Origin of the sequence: Bradyrhizobium sp. 179 (assembly GCF_023073535.1) — a bacterium.
Taxonomy (GTDB): Bacteria; Pseudomonadota; Alphaproteobacteria; order Rhizobiales; family Xanthobacteraceae; genus Bradyrhizobium.
In genome coordinates this window covers 122,354-141,778 of the sequence record NZ_JADPJR010000116.1, presented here as the reverse complement: position 1 = coordinate 141,778, position 19,425 = coordinate 122,354, and the positions used below count along the sequence as shown (strand labels likewise).

Below are 19,425 nucleotides of genomic sequence, written 5' to 3'. Positions count from 1 at the left end.
GAACCGCTGCGCTGCATCACTAACAGCGGCTTAATGCGAGGCGCTGCCGCTCTTGGCGCTGCCGGCGTTGCGCAGCCGTCCGACCACGCCGGTCGGGAAGAAGTACACGCTGGCGATGAACAGCAGCCCGAGCCACAGCAGCCAGCGGTCGGGATGCAACAGCCCCGGCAGCAGCGGCAGCCCGGCTTCCGACGCCGCCTTGGACGCGAGGCCCATCAGCGACTGCAAATAGTTCTGCGCGAGGATGAAGATGGCAGCCCCGATGATCGCGCCGTAGATCGTGCCCATGCCGCCGATCACGACCATCAGCAGGATGTCCAGCATGATGGAGAAGCTGAGGGAGGTGTCGGGCCCGGCATAGCGCAGCCACAGCGCATTCAAGATGCCGGCGCTCGCGGCGACCGATGCGGCGATGCAGTTGGCGTAGGTCAGGTGGAAGACGGTGCGGAAGCCCAGCGCCTCGGCGCGAAAACGGTTCTCGCGGATGGCCTGGAGCACGCGTCCGAACGGTGAGTTCACCACCCGCAGCAAAGCGAGGATCATCAGGGCGGAGATGGCGAATACCAGGTAGTAGGTGAGGATGCGGCCGTTGATCTCGAAGCCGAACAGGTTCTTGGAGACCAGCACCGTGCCGGGTCGCAGCAGCTCGGGCAGCTGAAAACTGCGCCCATCCTCGCCGCCGGTCAGCCAGGACAGCTGCGAGGCCAGCACCTGGAAGGCGGAGGCGACCGCGAGCGTGATCATGGCAAAGAAGATCGCGGCCACCCGCAGCGAGAACAGCCCGATCGCGAGCGCCAGCAGGGCCGCGAGCGGCAGGCCGATGACGATGCCGGTTGCGACCGCGGCCCAGTTCGGGCCCATCCCGTACAGCGCGATCGCGATCGCGTAGCTGCCGATGCCGTAGAACATGGTGTGGGCGAACGACACCGAGCCGGTATAGCCGAGCAACAGATCGTAGGATGCGACAAGGGCGGCGAAGACGCAGATCTTGGCTGCGACGTTGAGCGCCTTGGCGCCTGGGAACAGGAATGGCGTCGCCGCCAGCGCCAGGATGATGAGGACGAGAACAAGCGTGAGAACACGGCTGCGCGGCGGGTCGCCTGAGAGAATCATCATCGGCTGGTCACCGCATAGAGGCCGCGCGGCCGCCACATCAGAATGGCGACCATCAGCAGGATGTTGGAGACGAGGGCGAGCTTCGGCACCAGGAAGCCGCCGTAATTGGCAACCATGGCCACGAGGATGGCGCCGATGAAGCAGCCGCCGATCGACCCGAGCCCGCCGATGATGACGACGATGAAGATCAGCACGGTGAGCTCGTCGCTCATGGAGGCATGGACCTGCTCGCGATAGAGCGCCCACATCACGCCGCCGAGGCCCGCGAGCGCCGATCCCGTCATGAACACGCCCAGGAACAGGCGGCGGATACGATAGCCGAGCGCCTCGACCATCTCGCGGTTCTCGACGCCGGCGCGGATCAGGAGGCCAAGCTTGGTGCGGTTGAGCACGAGCTGGATCGCGATGAAGACGGCGAGGCCGATCAGCATCGCCAGCACGCGGTATTTGGCGATCGCGACTTCGCCGAGAATGAAGGAGCCGCGCAGCGAGGTGGGCAGCGGCATCGGGATGATCTGCGGTCCCCACAGCGCATACAGCGTCTGCTCGGCGACGATCAGGCCGCCGGTCGTCATCAGGATCTGCTTCAGATGCTGGCCATAAACAGGAAGGATCAGCACGCGCTCGACGACCAGGCCGAGCGCGCCGGACACCGCCATCGACAGCAGCGCTGCCGGCGCCAGCACCGCGAGGTTCACCCACAGCGAATCGGCCTGGATCGAGGCTGCAAACGGCGCCAGCACCAGGGTCGCGACGTAGGCGCCGACCGCGATGAAGGCGCCGTGGCCGAAATTGAGCACGTCCATCAGGCCGAACACCAGGGTCAGACCGGAAGCCATGATGAAGATCATCATGCCCATGGCGAGGCTGGCGGCGGTCAAGGTCAGCCAGGTGCTGGGCGAGCCGATCAGCGGGATCATGACAAGCGCGAGCGCGACCGGCAGCAGGATCGGTGCGATGTCGCGCTTCGGCTTCGGCAGCGGATCATTTGCGGCGAGGTCAGTCACTGATGCGCCTCCAGGCTCAGGCCGAGCAGTCGCTCTTGCAGCGGCATGTCGGCGGCCAGCGCCGCCATCTCGCCGCGATGGACGATGGTACCGTTGTCCATCACCAGCACGTTGTCGCCGAGCTCGCGGGCGGCAAAGAAATTCTGTTCGACCAGCAGGATCGTCGCGCCCCTGCGCTTGATCTCCTTGAGGCACTCGATCAGCGCCATGACGATGGCAGGCGCGAGGCCCTTGGTCGGCTCGTCAATCAAGAGTAGCTTGCGCGGCTCGACGATGGCCCTTGCGATCGACAACATCTGCTTCTGCCCGCCCGAGAGGCTTCCCGCACGCGACAGCCAGAACCGGCGCAGCGCCGGGAAGAAACCAAAGATCCAGTCGAGTTGGGCATCGTCCAACGGACCATCGCGCGCCGCCAGAACCAAGTTCTCTTTCACCGTGAGGTCGGAAAACACGGCCATGCTCTCAGGCACGTAGCCGACGCCGAGCCGCGCGATGTCGGGCGTGGCGCGGCTCTCGATCCGCTCCCCGGCGAAGCTGATCTCGCCGTGCGAGGCCCGCCAGAGCCCCATGATGGTGCGCAGCGTCGTGGTCTTGCCGGCGCCATTGCGGCCGAGCAGCATCGTGGTCTGCCCCTGCGGAACCGCGAGATCGATGCCCTGGAGAATGTGATAGCGGCCGATATGGGTGTGCACGCCGGAGAGTCTTAAAAGGTCGGTCATGCTGCACTCCCTGCAGCCGTCTTGGGCGCCACGCCGAGATAGGCCTCCTGCACGATCGGCGAGGCGATCACTTCGGCAGGCCTGCCGTCGGCGACGAGCTGGCCGTTATGCAGCACGATGATGCGGTCGGCGAGCGAGCGCACCACGTCCATCTTGTGCTCGACGAGCAGGATGATCTTGTTTCGGTCCTGTTTGAGCTGCGCGATCAGGTTCAGGACGACGGGCACCTCGTCGATGCTCATGCCGGCGGTCGGCTCGTCGAACATGAAGACCTCAGGCTCCAGCGCCATCATCAGCGCCACCTCGAGTTTGCGCTGGTCGCCATGCGACAGGGCGGTCGCGGCGACCCCGCGCCGGCTGCCGAGCGCGACCTGGTCGAGGATGCTGTCTGCGCGGGTGATCAGGTCGCGGCGGACCATCCAGGGCCGCAGCATGTCGTAATGGGTGCCGTTCGAAGCCTGCACCGCGAGGCGGACGTTCTCCTCCACCGTGAGGTTCGGGAAGAGATTCGTGAGCTGGAAGGCACGCCCAAGGCCTGCGCGCGTCCGCATCGGGGCGGACTGCCCCGTGATATCGATGCCGTCGAACAGGATGCTGCCGCTGGATGCGCGCAGCTGACCCGAGATCAAATTGAAATAGGTGGTCTTGCCGGCGCCGTTCGGCCCGACGATCGCGGTGAGCTCGCCCGGGCGGAACGTGCAGGTGACGTTGTTGACCGCGACATGGCCGCCGAAGCGGATGGTGAGGTCGCGAGTTTCGAGGGTCAGCGGCATTGGAGTCCGGCGAATGATGGGAACGGAAATATATCCGCGATCACGCTGCGCTCCCTCCCCCGCTTGCGGGGGAGGACTGGGGAGAGGGCTGTTTCGACAATCGAGAATCCCTAACAGGAAAAACCCTCTCCCGGCCTCTCCGGCAAGCGGGAGAGGTGAAGCACCACCGCCCTACCGCTTGTTGCGGACCGGCACGTCCATGTCATCGATCTTCAGCTCGCGCACCGGCTCGAGCACGGCCCAGGCGACGTTCGGATCGACCTTGACCTTGAAGTGATACATGCTCTGGAGCGCTTGATGGTCCTCTTTGCGGAACACCATCTTGCCCTTCGGCGTGTCGAACTCCAGGCCTTCCATTGCCGTGATCAGCTTCTCGGTGTCGGTCGACTTCGCCTTGGTGACGGCGGCGACGACGGACATCGCGGCGGCAAAGCCGCCAGCGGTGAAGAAGTCCGGCGGCGCTTTGAAGCGCTTCTGGTGCTCGGCGACCAGCCAGTCGTTCACCGGGTTCTTCGGGATCTCGTAGAAATAGTAGGTCGCGCCTTCCATGCCGGGCAGGCCCTTATAGGCCGCGAGCGCCGGCAGGATGTTGCCGCCGGTCGACAGCTCGATGCCGTAGCGCTTGGGATCCATGTCCTGGAGCTTGGCCAGCGGATTGCCCGCGCCGGCCCAGATCACCCAGATCACCTTGCGGCCCGGCTTGTCCTTCAGCGCGTCGAACAGGCGCTGGCCGACGGCGGTGAAGTCGGTGGTCGAGGTGGGCGCGTATTCCTCGGCGGCGAGCGTCGCGCCGGTCTTGGCGAGCGCCTCCTTGAAGGCGGCGACGCCGTCACGGCCGAAGGCGTAGTCCTGCGCCAACGTCGCGACTGTGACGCCCTGCTTGCCGATGGCGACGGCGTTGGAGATCGCGTCCTGCGAGGAGTTGCGCGCGGTGCGGAAGATGTAGCGATTCCACTTCTCGCCGGTAATCTGATCCGCGACCGCGGGCTCGACGATCAGGATCTTCTTGTTCTCCTCGGTCACGGGAAGGATGGCGAGCGCCGCGGCCGATGAGGTCGTGCCGATCGCGATGTCGGCCTTGTCGTCCTGATAGGCTTCCGCGAGCGCGGCCTTGGCGAGATCGGGCTTGCCCTGGTCATCCTTGGTGATGACGACGATCTTGCGGCCGTCGAGCGTCATGGTGCCCTTGGTGGCGTATTCAAAGCCCATTTGCAGACCGGTCTCGGTCTGCTTGGCATAGGCCTCGAGCGGACCGGTCTTGCCGTAGATCAGCGCGATCTTGAGATCGTCGGCCCGTGCGGACGCGCCCGCGGCGAGCGCGAGGACGGCTGTTGCTATGATAAATGATCGACGCACGATATTCCCTCCTGATTTAAAGCTTCTGGCAACAGCGATTTGCACACGCCGAGAAACTTTGCAATTCCACCTTACGGTGGTCTGGCGCGTGAGACCATGTGTGAGAGCGACTTGATCGCCGGTTGCGGCCTGCCCAGGAAATCGGCAGAGCAGATCTTACAGGTGCGCCGCGATCATCTCGGGATCGGGTTACCGGGTTTTGAATCTACCGCCTGAAAGCAATCCTTATCGCCGGTACCCGCTCGCCCGCGAATAGCCTTGGCGGTTCTGCTGCGTCGGGCGGCTCACCATGTTGACCCGCGCTTCGCTGGAGATTGGCGTTACGAGCTTCAGCTCCTCCAGGAAGATCGGCCGGGAGAAGTAATAGCCCTGCGCGTAGCGGATCTTGGTCGCGGCCTGGAGATAGGCCAGCTCCTCGTAGGATTCGAGGCCTTCGGCAATCACGGTCATGCCGAGCGCTTCGCTCAAGGATTCGATCGCGCGCAAAATGCCCTGGCTGCGCGGACGCTTATGGATGTCAGTGATGAAGGAGCGATCGATCTTGATCTCGTCGGCGGTGATGTCGGCGAGCGCCGAGAGGGAGGAATAGCCGATGCCGAAATCGTCGATCGAGATGCCGACGCCGAGCTTGCGAAACATCGGCAGGATTTCGGCCTGGAAATGATTCTTGGCGACAAAGGCGTCTTCCGTTACTTCGATCATGAAGCGGCTGGGAAAGCCGGTGTCGTCCAGCGCTTGCGCGAAGCTGCGCATGAACTCGGGGTTGCCGGCCTGCTTGGCGGCGACGTTGATGCTGATGGTTGCTTCTGCGCCGAAGGTCTCGTTGATCAGGTCGATCGACTTGACGATCTCGGCCAGCACGAGATGGGTCAGCTCGTCGATCAGTCCGAGCTCGCTGGCGAGATTGATGAACGAGCCGGGCGCCTGGATCACGCCTTCGTCGTCACGCAGGCGCACCAGGGCCTCGATGCCCGTCACGGCCTGCGTCCTGATGTCGACCTTGGATTGGAATGCGCAGCAGAAGCGCTTCTCCAGGATGGCAAGTCGCAGCGACTGCTCGACCTTCATCCGCGCCAGCGCCTCTCGCTCCATGCTGGAATCGAAGAAAGCCGCCGACCCCTTGCCTTCGTTCTTGACGCGGTACATCGCGATGTCGGCGTTCTGGCGCAGGGTTTCGAAGCTGCGTCCGTGATCGGGGTAGAGGCTGATGCCGACCGAGGTGGAGGCGAAGACTTCCGAAGTGTCGATGAAGAACGGCGCGGTGAGCCGCTCCAGGGTCGATTGCATGAATTCGGCGACTTCCTCCTGGCTCTGGATCGGCGACAGCAGCAGGAGGAATTCGTCGCCAGAGATGCGCGAGAGCATGTCGGAATCGCGCAAGTCGCGTCCGAGCCGCTTCGACAGCTCGACCAGCAGCGCATCGCCGACGGCGTGGCCGTAATAGTCGTTGATGTGCTTGAAATTGTCGACGTCGAGAAAGGCCAGCGCAAACCGCTCGCCGCCATCGCGCGCGAGCAGGCCGTTGGCGTGATGCTCGATCACGCGCCGCGAGGGCAGCCCGGTCAGCTCGTCGAAATAGGCCGAGCGGAACAGTTGGTCCTCGAAGTTCTTCTGCTCGGTGATGTCGGAGGAGGCCGAGATCAGGAGCTCGCGTCCGGCGAGGCGGACGGGACGATGGGTCGTGAGCAGCACCTGGCGCGCGGCGCCGTTGTGAATGGCTTCTTCGATGACGACTGCCTGGCCGGCGCTCAGCGCCTGCCGACAGGCTTCGCGGCGCGGCGACAGATCGGGCGAGGGACGGCTGCCGTCCATGCCGAGCTGGGCAGCCGCGGCGTCGTTAACCAGCAGCAGCTCGCCGTGCGCGTCCTGCACGGTCAGGCCGGCCGGCAGCATTCTAACGATTTCCTTGAGAAATCCGAGCTCGGCTTCGCTCGCGCCAGAATATCTATTGTCGTTCATAGAAGTCATGAATCTTGTTGTTTCAGCGCGCTTTTGCAATGGGCGCGATCTTGCGCGGTTCCCTCTTAGGTTTGGTTAAGGGGTCAGAAGAAATACGGGGGTGTTTTGGCCGAAACTTGCGACGATGCGACGCGCGATGTCGATCGTCATTAACAGAGCGTCAATGCGCCCAGGGAAACTGCAAGCAGAGTGCGCGATCCACTTTCGCTTGTATCGAACCGGATCGCGATGAGCTTTGGCTGAACCGATGCGAGCCTCGGGCTCGATCACCTCTCCCGTAGGGAGAGGTCGGATCGCATCGCAAGATGCGATCCGGGTGAGGGGTTAAGCTCTCACTGAACGCTGCGGCCCCTCATCGGGATTGCTGCGCAATCCGACGTGTCCCCGCCGGGGAGAGGTGGCCCGATCGACCGAGCTTTGTTGTCTGTCAGCCGCTCTTGGGGATACGGCATTGCATGATGCAATGAAGGCCGGTCTTCAAGAATGAGAGCTCGGTCTTGCCGTCGAAGGCGGTAAGCGCCGACTTCAGCAATTTGGTGCCGAAGCCCGGTGCCGACACCTCGCCGATGCTCGGCCCCTCGGTCTCATCCCAGGTGATGGTCAGGCGATCGCCGGTGACCGTCCAGGACACCTGCAACAATCCGCGCGGCGCAGAGAACGCGCCATATTTGCCTGCATTGGTGGCGAGCTCGTGAAACATCAGTGACAGCGTGACCGCGAGCTTCGGCGGCAGGAACAGCCGGTCGCCGTTGAGGGTGAAGCGCACATGGCCGTAAGGCCCGAGCTCCGCGATCAGGAGGTCGCGGATATCGCAGCCCGCCTTGTCGATCCGTGAGATCAAATCGTCGGTGCTGGCCAGCGACCGCAGCCTCGGATCGATCCGGGCCCAGACCTGCGGCTGGTCGTGCAGCACCTGATGCAGCACGGCGTGCACCGTCGACAGCTTGTTCTTGAGTCGGTGCTGGAGCTCATCGACCAGCAGCTTGCGATAGTCTTCTTCCTCGATCAGGCGTTTGGAAATCCGGCGCTGCTCGATCAGCAGGGTGCGATAGTGCTCGACACCCCAGATGGTGAGCGCACAGACCACCCAATAGAGCGTCAGCAGCGCAAACCGGGCGCGGTCGGCAGAGGCATCGCCGAAATTGACGATCACGCCGAGCACGCCGCCGAAAAGTGCCGTCACGATGCCGATCCGGAAGCCGCCGAACGCGGCGGCGAAGAACACGGCTGGGAAATACGGGGTGAAGTAGACGTCTGGCCGGATATGGGCGAGAGCCCAGCGCGACAGCGTCGCGAGCAGCAGGCAGGCGACCGCGAAGGCGATGCTCAGACCGAGCGATGGCGGTGCCACGCCCTGCCAACCCTTGCGGAACTCGTCGATCAGCTTCCCCATGCCCAGCCCGGTCGCGATGCCCGTCCGAAAGTCGAGCCATGGGTGCGAATGTTACGCATGTCGGACACGCAAGCAAAGCTTGCCTTGCCGCGGGCCGGCGGGAATAGTGACCGTCGCGGCGCCGTCATCTGTCAGTGTCCGCCATCTGAAAATCAAATCATTCGAAAACGGGAACATTCCATGGGCAGGTTGGACGGCAAGGTTGCGATCATCACCGGCGCGACGAGCGGGATCGGATTGCGTACCGCGGAAGTCTTCGTTGCCGAAGGTGCCAAAATTGTGATCGCCGGCCGGCGCGTCGCCGAAGGCGAGGCGCTGGCGAAGCAGCTCGGGCCGACGTGCGTCTTCCGCCAGACGGACGTGACGGTCGAAGCGCAGATGCAGGCGCTGATCGCGCTCGCGGTGGACACATTCGGCAACATCGATTGCCTCTTCAACAATGCCGGCGGTCCGGCGCAGACCGGCGGCATCGAAGGCCTCGAGGTCGAGCGGTTCGACGCGGCGATGGCGACGCTGGTGCGCAGCGTCATGCTCGGCATGAAGCACGCGGCGCCCCACATGAAGAAGCAGGGTTTTGGCAGCATCATCAACAATGGCAGCATCGCCGGCCGTCTCGCCGGGTTCTCGTCCTCGATGGTCTATAGCGCGGCCAAGGCGGCGGTGATCCATCTCACCAAATGCGTGGCGATGGAGCTCGGCGAGTCAAACGTGCGCGTCAACTCGATCTCGCCCGGCGCGATCGCAACCGGCATCTTCGGCAAGGCACTGGGGCTGTCGACCGACGCCGCCGAGAAGACGCCGGCGGTGATGCGCGAGGTCTACAAGACCGCGCAGCCGATCCCGCGCGCCGGTCTCCCTGATGACATCGCTCAGGCCGCGGTGTTCCTGGCGAGCGACGAGTCCAGCTTCATCAACGGCCATGACCTCGTCGTTGACGGTGCAATGACCGGCGGCCGCAACTGGAGCCAGCAGCAACAGGGTTACGTGGCCTTGCGCAAGGCGTTCGATCAGGGGGCGTAGCGGCGAGCGGGCGGCGAAGCATCCAGCCTGTTTCCGCGGAGATAGTCTGGATTGCTTCGCTTCGCTCAATGACGGTGTGGCGCTAAATCGCCTTCACCCGCACCTGCAAGCCGTCCCGCGGCTTCGGGATCGGCCACATCTGCCAGTCCGGTTTGTAGCCCGGCTCCAGCGACACCTCGATGTTCTGCAAAAAATGCCGCGCGAAGCATTTCGCCTGCATATAGGCGAAGTGCAGGCCGAGGCACATATGCGCGCCGCCGCCGAACGGCACAAAGGCGAAGCGGTGGCGATTGCGCTGGGCTTCCTCGGTGAAGCGCAGAGGATCGAAACGGTCCGGCTCCGGCCAGATGTCCTTCATGTGATGTGTGTAGAGCGGATTGACGCCGACAGCGGTGCCGGCCGGGATCGTAAAGCCCTTGAAAGTGAAATCGCGCATCGCGCGGCGCGGCATCGATGGTACCGGCGGCTTGATCCGTAGCGCCTCCTTAAACGCCATCTCCGACAGCGACATCTTTTCGAGATCGTCGAAGCTGCTCGGCGCATTCGGAGCGAGCCCCAGCGCGAGGATCTCCTCCCGCAGCCTGTTCTGCCAGCCCGGATTTGCCGCGAGCTCGCCGATGAAGGAGGTCAGCGACGAGGTCAGCGTGTCGTGCGCCGCCATCATCAGGAAGCTCATATGGTCGACGATATCCTGCTCCGACAGCAGCGCGCCGTCTTCATGGGTGGCGCGGCAAAGCTGCGAGAACAGGTCGTCGCCGCCGTGATTGCCGCGTCGCAGCGGAATCTGCTCGCGGAAATAGGCGACGATGCGTTTGCGTCCCTTCACGCCTCGCGCCATCTGGGTGCCCGGCAGGGGGCGGCGGATCGGGGCGACGGCGGCCGCGACCATGTCGACGAAGGCACGGTTGATCTCGTCGACTTCCGGTCCGATGTCGGCACCGAGGAACGAGGCCGCAGCGAGATCAAGCGTGAGCTGCTTCATCGCCGGATAGAGCTGCATCTCGCCGGGCTTGGCCTTCACTGCGCGACGCGCGCGGAAATGCCGCGATCGAGATCGCGCAGATACGACTTCATCGGACCGGACTTGAACGCGACCGATAGCGCCTTGCGATGCAGGCGGTGCTCATCGAAATCGAGCAGCATCAGCCCGCGCGGAAATAACAGACCGAGCACCCTGTTCCAGCCGTGTGTCGACGAGAACAGCTTCTGCTGGTCGAACAGCACGAGCTCGTTCGCTTCCGGACCGAGCAGCACGACATTGGTCTCGCCGAAAATGTGCGTGCGGTAGACCGGGCCGTATTTGGCGCCGTTCGCCTCGACGTGGCCCTTGGGGTCGGCGAGCACCTGAAAGGTCTTGCCGATAATCGGCCAGCCCTCGTCGCCGGGGATGTGCGTCAGCTCATTGCGCCTCGGTGGGCTGACGGCAAGCGGAGGGGCGGCCACATTCTGCATCGACATGACGATCGCTCCGGTTGGCGGACACGGTCAGCATAGCACAGCCGATTGCGGTGACGCGGCGGTCGTTTGCGCACAAAATCGTCACACGCACGTCGTTGTCGTCCCGGCGAAGCCGGGACAATCGCATTTGAGAGCGGTCCTTGCGACCGATCCTTCGAGACACCCGCCTTTGGCGGGCCCTCAGGATAAGGACTGAGCTCGCGGCAGCAGATTCGGCGGAGGCCGATGCCGCTTAGCCTGATCCCGAGGAGACCGCGCAACGGTCGTTAAGGACGAGGCGCTCGCTCAGGCGCCGCCAAGTATATGAGATAGCGCTCTGCGGGAGTGCGCCTACCGCTTCGCCGCTTCCTTCTGCAAATCCGGTGCGTTGACGGCGGGAATCGCGACGCGGCCGGGGCCGGTCACCTTCAGCGCCTCGGCGGCCTTCTCGTTCTCCATGATCTTGGCCATCACGGCCTGGCCCGCGCGCTCGAAGATCGCGCGATTCTCGATCACGAATTTTTGCGACCTGCGAAGACCGTCGATATAGCCGTTGATCTCCGGCACGACGTAGCGCGCGACCATGTCCCAGCTGCGGCGCGTATTCTCCGGATTGGCCCAGTCATGCACGAAGCCGATGATGGCGCCGACGCCGCCGGACACTTGCATCACATTCTTGATGGTTTTGACGAGATCGTCGGGCGTGCCGATGGTGGATGCCGCGCCTTCGACGAAGGCGGTCTTGTCCACGGCCTCATCAGGTGAGGAAAAAGCCGTGAGGCCCGGACGTTGCAACGTGCCGACATTATATTCGTTGTGCCAGCGCATCAGCCCTGCACCGGCCTCGCGGCGCGCCTGCTCGCGTGTCTCGGCGATATGCCAGGTCAGGAGCACGCGCCAGTCGGCGCGGCTCACATTGGTGCCGTGTTTTTTCGCCGCGTCCTCGGCGAACTGCCATTGCTGCTGCAGCGACATCAGTCCCTGCGTCGTCATCGAGCCCAGCGAGATGATGCCGATGCCGTATTTTCCGGCGAGCGTCATGCCGGAGGGAGAGATCTGCGAGGCCACTACGAACGGCATCTCCTCCTGCAAGGGCAGGATCTGGAGCGCGGCGTCGTTCATGGTGAACCAGTCGCTCTTCGCGGTGACGCGCTCGCCGTTGAAGAGGCGGCGGATCACGCCGATCGCCTCGTCCTGGCGGTCGCGCTGCGTCATCGGGTCGATGCCCAGCGTGTGCGCGTCGGACGCCAGCGCGCCCGGGCCGGAGCCGAAGATGGCGCGGCCGCCGGTCATATGGTCGAGCTGCACCATGCGCTGGGCGACGTTGAAGGGATGGTGATAGGGCAGCGACACCACGCCGGTGCCGAGCTTGATCCGCTTGGTGCGCTCGCCGGCCGCGGCCAGGAACATCTCGGGCGATGCGATCATCTCCCAGCCGGAGGAGTGATGCTCGCCGCACCAGAACTCGTCATAGCCGAGGCTATCCAGCTGCTCGACCAGGTCGAGGTCGCGCCGGAACTGGAGCATCGGATGCTCCCCGATCGGATGATGCGGGGCAAGAAAGGCTCCAAACTTCAGGCGTGCCATGGCGTTCTCTCCGGCTTTGATTTTCTGTTTGTTGAAGCGGCGAGGCTACGTGCTCGCGGAAGCGAACGCAATCGCACGATGTCCCGCATGGCGGAATGCACGCATGCGTCTGTCTTTTTCCTCTCCCATTCTTGCGTGCAGGCGCTTACGGCCGGGCTTGTCCCGGCCACACCCGCGACCTTTGTCAGGGAACGAAGAACGTAGATGCCGTGCTCTGCGCCGGAAGGCGATCGCGTTTGATCATTCACAGGAGATCGTCATTCTCCGACGGTGGCTGGCGCAGGGCGCGACCGCCGCCTTGATGGTGCGAGCAGGTGCCGGCGATGTTGCATCTGTTGGTCACCCTAATGGGGCTGCCGGGCCTTCAGCGCGCAGGATTTCTCGTCTCGCTTGGGCTGTCTGTCACATTCACATGATCTGCGCCGCATTTCTGGCGTGAATGCGCCCCGCATCGGCACGAACTCAGGGCATTGCGGTTAATGAGCGCAGATTCCACGGGAAATCCTGTCGATTCTGCAGGATTGACAGCACACGGCCTTTTTATTTCGCAACGCAGCAACTATCTGGTTTGGCTGGAGTTGAACCTCGCTCATCAGGAAGTTGCAGTGTCGTTAGCCAGAAATGTCGATCTCTTGAGACGTCTGCCAAAGCTGGATGGTCTGCGCTTTGCCGAACTCGGCCGCAGCGCAGATTCATCCAGCCCACTGCAAGAGGTCACGGGCTTCGGTGTCAATCCCGGGGCCTTGCGCATGTTCGCGTTCGTGCCGGCGCAGCTTCAGCAGCCGCGCGCGCTCGTCGTCGTGCTGCACGGCTGCGGCCAGACCGCTTGCGGCTACGATCTCGGCGCCGGCTGGTCGACGCTGGCGAAGCATTACGGCTTCGCGCTGCTGATGCCCGAGCAGCAGCGCATCAACAACGGCAACACCTGCTTCAACTGGTTCAATCCGGAAGACACCGCACGGGACAGCGGCGAGGCGTGTTCGATTCGCGAGATGATCGCGCACATGGTGGAAGCGCATCGCATCGACCCCAGGCGCATCTTCATCACCGGCCTGTCCGCCGGCGGCGGCATGACCTCGGTGATGCTCGCGACCTATCCGGAAGTCTTCGCGGCCGGCGCGATGATCGCCGGCTTGCCCTATGGCATTGCCTCGAACCTGCGCGAGGCGCTGGACGGCATGTTCCATTCCCCGGCGCGTCCGGCGCGCGAGCTCGGCGATCTCGTGCGCCGCGCCTCTGATTATCGTGGTCCCTGGCCGAAGGTGTCGGTGTGGCACGGCAGCGCCGACCGCACCGTCAACCCCGGCAATGCCAACGAGATCGTCAAGCAATGGCTCGATTTACACGATCTGCCCGAGGTGCCGATGGCGGAGACCATTGTGGACGGCTATCCGCGTCAGGCCTGGTGGAACGAGGACGGCGAGACGCTGGTCGAGTCCTACGCCATCACCGACATGGCGCACGGCACGCCGCTTGGTCTTGCCGACAACGATCAGCGCTACGGCATGGAAGGCGCATTCCTGATCGAGGCCGGCATCTCCTCGTCCTATCACATCGCAAAGTTCTTCGGTCTCACCGGCTGGATTCCGGAGGCGAAGAAGGCGCAAGCCAAGTCATCGAAGCCGGCGCTGACGCCCGCGCCGCATCTCGCCCGCTCGATCCTGACCGCTGTCGCCGAAAAGCCGGCCGAGCCGAAGCGCGAGAGAACACGCAGCTTCGATCTCGGCCAGATCATCACGCGCGCGCTGACGGCGGCGGGGTTGATGAAGTAGTTTGTCGCGCAGGCAGGTGATACTCACTACGCCGTTGCGCCAATCATCTCGATCGGCGTCACCGTGACCTCGCCGCCGGCCACCTTGCGCGTCATCTCCTGATAGGCTCGAAAGAAGTCGCGCGATTGCAGGGTTTTTTGCGCGGTATCGTCCATGACGCTGGCGAGGTGGATATAGCTGCCGTCGTCGCGGTGCTTCAGGACACGATAGCCGATCCGCCCTTTCAGCTCCGGATCGCCGTCGATCGCCTTGATGAAACGGCCGACCTCCTGGTGCCAGGCCTCCGTCGTGCCGCTCCTGAATTCATACTTGATCATGAAGTGCTTCATGTGACGCTCCCTGTTCGTCATGTGCGTCATCATCTGCGCCTTGCAAGCGATCCTGCAAGTATGGACAAAATTGATAGTATGGATTTTTTCGGCGCCGCCCCTATTCTCGTCAAGCTGGATGCGCATGGAGGAGACGACATGGCCACGGCAATGGTGAAGGCAACAGCGAACCCGGCGCGCACCTGTCCGGTCGCGGCGTTTCAGAAGATGATCAGCGGCAAGTACAAGCTGCGCATCGTCTGGGATTTGAAGGATGGTCCGCGCCGCTACGGCGAGATCAGGAGCGGTCTGCTCCGCGGTACGGAAGGCAGCGCGGAGATCACCCCGCGCGTGCTCAGCCGCGAATTGAAGGCGCTGACGGCGAGCGGCCTGATCGACCGCAAGGATTTTGGCGAGGTGCCGCCGAAGGTCGAGTATCGCCTGACCAGCAAGGGCAGGAGTTTTGTGCCGGTCGTCGCCGCGATCCGGGAATGGGGCGACCGTAACCTGAGCGAACCCGCGGCGCTGGCGGACGCCGCCGAGTAGAACCTTACATCTCGCCGGTGATGAACGGATTGGTCATCCGCTCCTGGCCGATGCTCGAGCCGGCGCCGTGTCCGCAGATGAAGCCGACGTCATCGCCGAGCGGCAAGAGCTTGGTCTTTATCGAGTTGATCAGCGTGGCGTGACTGCCGCCAGGCAGGTCGGTGCGTCCGACCGAGCCGGCGAACAGGACGTCGCCGACATGCGCAAAACGCAAGTCCTTGTTGAAGAACACCACACTGCCGGGCGAGTGGCCGGGGCAGTGCAGGATGTCGAACTGCAAGCCGCCGATCGAGACGCTGTCGCCTTCGTCGAGCCAGCGGTCCGGCGCAAAGTTGCGCACCCCCGTCATGCCGAAGCGCGCGCCGCTCTCGACCACATTGTCGAGCAGGAACTTGTCCGCTTCATGCGGGCCCTCGATCGGCACCTTCAGCGCCGCGCGCAGATCGGCCGCGCCGCCGACATGGTCGATATGGCCGTGGGTCAGCCAGATCTTCTCCACGGTGACCCCGGTCTGCTTGATCGCATCCAGAATCTTCGGCACGTCGCCGCCGGGATCGATCACCACGGCCTTTTTGGAGGGCTCGTCCCAGATGATGGTGCAGTTCTGCTCGAACAGCGTCACGGGAACGATGATCGCCCCGGCTTTGGCTTTGGTGTCATTTTGCTCGGTCATGGCCTCACAATGCCGATTTTTGCCAGGCCGCCAAGCAAAAGATTCGGGCCAAACAGCCGGAACGAGTCCGGGAACAATCGTCACACGGCGGTCCCAATTGATCTGCCAATTTGAACCGGGGCGTCGCTGTCGCGTTCTCCCGCGCGAGGGCGCAGATTTGGGTGGTCTTTCGGCATGGCTCAAGGCAATGCGAATTGGTGGCGCGACGGCATCTTCTATCAGATCTACCCGCGCTCGTTTCAGGATTCGAATGGCGACGGCGTCGGCGATCTCGCCGGCATCCTCAGGCGGCTGCCTTACGTCAAATCGCTCGGCGTCGACGCGATCTGGCTGTCGCCGATCTTTCCCTCGCCGATGGCGGATTTCGGCTACGACATTTCCGACTATACCGGCATCGAGCCGCTGTTCGGCACGATGGACGATTTCGATGCGCTGCTCGCGGCCGCCCATGACAACGGCCTGAAGCTGATCCTCGATCTCGTTCCCAACCACACCTCGGACCAGCATCCCTGGTTCATCGAGAGCCGGTCCTCACGCGACAATCGCAAGCGCGACTGGTACATCTGGCGCGATCCGGCGCCGGATGGCGGCGTGCCGAACAACTGGCTGTCCGAGTTCGGCGGCAGCGCGTGGCAATTCGACGAGACTACGGGCCAATATTACTACCATGCTTTCCTGGCCCAGCAGCCGGATCTCAACTGGCGCAATCCGAAGGTTCGCACGGCGATCTACGACGTGATGCGGTTCTGGCTGGAGAAGGGCGTCGACGGCTTTCGCGTCGACGTGATTTGGCACCTGATCAAGGACGCCGAATTCCGCGACAATCCACCGAACCCGCACTACGTCGAGGGCCGGCCGCCGAACGAGAAGATACTGACGCAATACTCGACCGATCAGCCGGAGGTGCATGACGTAATCGCGCAGATGCGGCGTGTCACCGATGCCTTTGGCGCGCGCGTCTTGATCGGCGAGATCTATCTGCCGCTGCATCGCCTGATGGCCTATTACGGCAACGATCTGACCGGCGCGCAGATGCCGTTCAACTTCGCGCTGCTCTCGACCTTCTGGAGCGCGCGCTCGATCGAGAAGATCATCGAGGATTACGAGAAGGCGCTGCCGCGCGGCGCCTGGCCGAACTGGGTGCTCGGCAATCATGACCGTCCGCGCGTTGCCAGCCGCGTCGGTCCCGAGCAGGCGCGTGTCGCCGCCATGCTGCTGCTGACGTTGCGCGGCACGCCGACGCTCTATTACGGCGACGAGATCGGCATGCATCAGCTCGCGATCGCGCCCGAGTACGTGCGCGACCCCTTCGAGAAGAACGTGCCCGGCCTCGGTGTCGGCCGCGACGGCTGCCGCACCCCGATGCAATGGGATTCCTCCAATTTCGCCGGCTTCTCGGAGGTCCGGCCGTGGCTGCCGCTGCCGGAAGATCACATCCGCGAAAACGTCGTCAGTCTCGAAGCCGATCCACGCTCGATCCTCACGCTGTACAAGCGCCTGATCGCGTTGCGGAAAGCCTCCCCGCCGCTGGTCGCGGGTGATTATCACCCGATCTCGGCGCAAGGCGATCTCCTGATCTATTGCCGCGAGGCCGGCGGCAAGGCGGTGATCGTGGCGCTCAATCTCGGCGCCGATCCGATCGCTGTCACCACCAGCGCCATCCGCTTCGGCAGCGAGATCCTGCTGTCGACGTTTCTCGATCGCGAGGGCGAGCAAATCGAAGGCGTGCTGAATCTGCGTGCCAATGAGGGCGTGGTGGTGGCGCCGTCTTCGTAGCCCTTGCCTTCGGCAGAAGAACGGTGGAGGAGATGACCACCGCTATCTCCTCGTCATTGCGAGCGCAGCGAAGCAATCCAGAATCTTTCCGCGGAGGCAGTCTGGATTTGCTTCGCTGCGCTCGCAATGACGATCGTTGAAACGGCGGAGCAAACTAAGGCATCCCCGCTTACCCCGGATGCTTCTTCGCCCGCACCGTACTCCCGTCGATGTCGCTCCGCTTCAACAGATAATCCAGCCCGCCGACGCGATACCAGCGATAGCCGTAGGGCTCCAGCACGACGCGATGCTGGCCGCGCTTGTCGGCGTGGCTGTGGTCTTCCGCGAGCAGATTGATGAGGTGCGCGCCGGCCCCATCAGGCAATCCGGCCGAGAACGCGATCTCGCGCGGCTTCTCGTCGAGATTGTGCACGAACAGCACCGAATTGTTGCGCCAGTCATAGCGCATGATGAACACGGCGGGATCGCGCACAGGAATGATCGCGAAATCGCCCCAGCCGACTTCCGGCACCTCCTTGCGCATGCGCACGATGCGTTCGGTCCAGTTCAGCATCGAGTTGGGATCGCGCCGCTGCTTGGCAACGTTGACGTGGTCGTAGCCGTAAGGGCCCTTGTCGATGACGGGGCATGCCGGCTTGTTGCTCTTGGTGAAGCCGCCATGCGGCTCGGTCGACCATTGCATCGGCGTGCGCGCGCAGTTGCGTTCGGGCAGCGAGAGATCGTCGCCCATCGCGATCTCGTCGCCATAACGGATGACGGGCGTCCCCGGCAACGTGCACATCAGGCTGTAGGCGAGCTCGAGCCGCCGGCGGTCGCCGCCCAGCATCGGTGCGAGGCGTCGCCTGATGCCGCGGTCGTAAAGCTGCATGTCCTTGTCGGGACCGAAGCATTTGAACACGACCTCGCGCTGTGCCTTGGTCAGGCGGCCGAGATCGAGCTCGTCGTGATTGCGCAGGAACAGCCCCCATTGCGCGGTGGCAGGCCGCGGCTTGGTCGCCTTGAGCGCCTTCGCCAACGGCCGCGAGTCGGCCGAGGCCAGCGCGTAGAACAGGTTCTGGTTGACGTGGAAGTTGAACATCATGTGCATGCGATCGCCGTCGCGCCCGAAATATTCCATGTCCGTCTTCGGCAGCACGTTGGCTTCGGCAAGAATGATGGCGTCGCCCTGGCGCCATTGCAGGAATTCGCGGAAGGCGCGCAGCATGTCGTACTGCTCGACCGGCTTCCTCACCTTCGCGCCCTTGGTCGCGATCACGAAGGGCACGGCATCCATGCGGAAGCCGGAGACGCCGAGCTGGATCCAGAACCCCATGATCTTGAGGATCTCGGCCTGCACGCGCGGGTTTGAGGTGTTGAGATCGGGCTGGAAATCGTAGAAGCGATGAAAGTACCAGGCACCGGCTTCCTTGTCGCGCGTCCATGTCGATTTCTGCACGCCTGGAAACACCATGCCCTCGTTGGCGTTGGCCGGCTTCTTGTCGGACCAGACATACCAGTCGCGATAGGGCGAGTTCTTGTCGCGCCGCGCTTCCTTGAACCAGGGATGCTGATCCGAGGTGTGGTTGACCACGAGATCGATGATGATTCGGATGCCGCGCTGCTTGCAGCCATGGGCGAACTCGACGAAATCGCCGAGCGTGCCGTAGCGGGAATCGACGCTGTAATAGTCGGCGATGTCATAGCCGTCGTCGCGGCCCGGTGAGGTCTGGAACGGCATCAGCCAGATCGTGGTGATGCCAAGCCCGTGCAGATAGTCGAGCCGGCGGAGCAAGCCCTTGAAGTCGCCGATGCCGTCGCCGTTGGCGTCCATGTAGGAGCCGACGGACAGGCAATAGATTATGCCGTTCTTGTACCAGAGATCGTCGATCATGCGCCGCAGCCTCGATGGATCCGCCCGGGCGCGGCGGCTGCGTGATAAGTGTGAAGGAGAAGGGAGGTTCCGCCTTCTCGCCTCACACTCGCTGTCGTCCGGGGCGCGTAGCG

The 19,425-nt window shown here is 63.6% G+C and carries 15 protein-coding genes and 1 pseudogene; 4 read left to right on the top strand and 12 right to left on the bottom strand.

Annotated elements, in window-relative coordinates; translation table 11 throughout:
* Positions 1-30 precede the first annotated feature (30 nt).
* The 7 genes from IVB12_RS27400 to IVB12_RS27370 form a co-directional block, all read right to left on the bottom strand.
* Positions 31-1,116 carry a branched-chain amino acid ABC transporter permease gene (locus IVB12_RS27400; protein ID WP_247303737.1) on the bottom strand — a complete coding sequence of 362 codons (1,086 nt, stop codon included), beginning with the start codon at positions 1,114-1,116 and terminating at the stop codon, positions 31-33.
* Entirely contained in the window at positions 1,113-2,123 is a 1,011-nt protein-coding gene (locus IVB12_RS27395) for a branched-chain amino acid ABC transporter permease (protein WP_247303736.1), read from the bottom strand. Before IVB12_RS27395 ends, IVB12_RS27400 begins: the two co-directional genes overlap by 4 nt.
* A complete protein-coding gene (locus IVB12_RS27390; RefSeq protein ID WP_247303734.1) occupies positions 2,120-2,842 on the bottom strand; it encodes an ABC transporter ATP-binding protein in 723 nt (240 codons plus the stop codon). The genes IVB12_RS27395 and IVB12_RS27390 overlap by 4 nt, the downstream gene beginning before the upstream one ends.
* Positions 2,839-3,615: an ABC transporter ATP-binding protein gene (locus IVB12_RS27385; protein WP_247303732.1), complete on the bottom strand. Its 777-nt coding sequence runs from the start codon at positions 3,613-3,615 to the stop codon at positions 2,839-2,841. The genes IVB12_RS27390 and IVB12_RS27385 overlap by 4 nt, the downstream gene beginning before the upstream one ends.
* A 171-nt stretch (positions 3,616-3,786) precedes the next feature.
* On the bottom strand, positions 3,787-4,971 hold the full coding sequence (locus IVB12_RS27380) for a substrate-binding domain-containing protein (protein WP_247303730.1): 1,185 nt from the start codon (positions 4,969-4,971) through the stop codon (positions 3,787-3,789).
* Positions 4,972-5,196: 225 nt separating this feature from the next.
* Positions 5,197-6,930: an EAL domain-containing protein gene (locus IVB12_RS27375; RefSeq protein WP_247303729.1), complete on the bottom strand. Its 1,734-nt coding sequence runs from the start codon at positions 6,928-6,930 to the stop codon at positions 5,197-5,199.
* Positions 6,931-7,357: 427 nt separating this feature from the next.
* Entirely contained in the window at positions 7,358-8,323 is a 966-nt protein-coding gene (locus IVB12_RS27370; RefSeq protein ID WP_247303727.1) for a sensor histidine kinase, read from the bottom strand.
* 180 nt (positions 8,324-8,503) lie between these two features.
* On the opposite strand from IVB12_RS27370, the gene IVB12_RS27365 reads away from it, so the two are divergent.
* A complete protein-coding gene (locus IVB12_RS27365; protein ID WP_247303725.1) occupies positions 8,504-9,343 on the top strand; it encodes a glucose 1-dehydrogenase in 840 nt (279 codons plus the stop codon).
* Positions 9,344-9,425: 82 nt separating this feature from the next.
* Here the strand turns inward: IVB12_RS27365 and IVB12_RS27360 are convergent.
* Positions 9,426-10,801, bottom strand: a pseudogene (locus tag IVB12_RS27360) (cytochrome P450).
* Positions 10,802-11,131: 330 nt separating this feature from the next.
* A complete protein-coding gene (locus IVB12_RS27355; RefSeq protein ID WP_247303724.1) occupies positions 11,132-12,367 on the bottom strand; it encodes an LLM class flavin-dependent oxidoreductase in 1,236 nt (411 codons plus the stop codon).
* A 605-nt stretch (positions 12,368-12,972) separates the two neighbouring features.
* Here IVB12_RS27355 and IVB12_RS27350 point away from each other — a divergent pair.
* Complete coding sequence (locus tag IVB12_RS27350; RefSeq protein WP_247303723.1) at positions 12,973-14,139, top strand: PHB depolymerase family esterase; 1,167 nt, start codon at positions 12,973-12,975, stop codon at positions 14,137-14,139.
* Between the two features lie 26 nt (positions 14,140-14,165).
* On the opposite strand, the gene IVB12_RS27345 is transcribed toward IVB12_RS27350, so the two are convergent.
* The gene (locus tag IVB12_RS27345; RefSeq protein ID WP_247303722.1) at positions 14,166-14,468 is read right to left on the bottom strand and encodes a hypothetical protein; all 303 of its coding nucleotides are present in this window, start codon (positions 14,466-14,468) and stop codon (positions 14,166-14,168) included.
* A gap of 138 nt (positions 14,469-14,606) precedes the next feature.
* Between IVB12_RS27345 and IVB12_RS27340 the strand changes: the two genes are divergently transcribed.
* Positions 14,607-14,993: a helix-turn-helix domain-containing protein gene (locus tag IVB12_RS27340; protein WP_247303721.1), complete on the top strand. Its 387-nt coding sequence runs from the start codon at positions 14,607-14,609 to the stop codon at positions 14,991-14,993.
* Between the two features lie 4 nt (positions 14,994-14,997).
* Here the strand turns inward: IVB12_RS27340 and IVB12_RS27335 are convergent, their stop codons facing one another.
* Entirely contained in the window at positions 14,998-15,666 is a 669-nt protein-coding gene (locus IVB12_RS27335) for an MBL fold metallo-hydrolase (protein WP_247303720.1), read from the bottom strand.
* A gap of 174 nt (positions 15,667-15,840) precedes the next feature.
* Here IVB12_RS27335 and IVB12_RS27330 point away from each other — a divergent pair, with 174 nt between their 5' ends.
* Positions 15,841-17,442, top strand: a complete 1,602-nt coding sequence (locus IVB12_RS27330; RefSeq protein ID WP_247303719.1) for an alpha-amylase family glycosyl hydrolase — start codon at positions 15,841-15,843, stop codon at positions 17,440-17,442.
* 169 nt (positions 17,443-17,611) lie between these two features.
* On the opposite strand, the gene IVB12_RS27325 is transcribed toward IVB12_RS27330, so the two are convergent.
* A complete protein-coding gene (locus IVB12_RS27325) occupies positions 17,612-19,312 on the bottom strand; it encodes an alpha-amylase family protein (protein ID WP_247303717.1) in 1,701 nt (566 codons plus the stop codon).
* Positions 19,313-19,425: the final 113 nt, after the last annotated feature.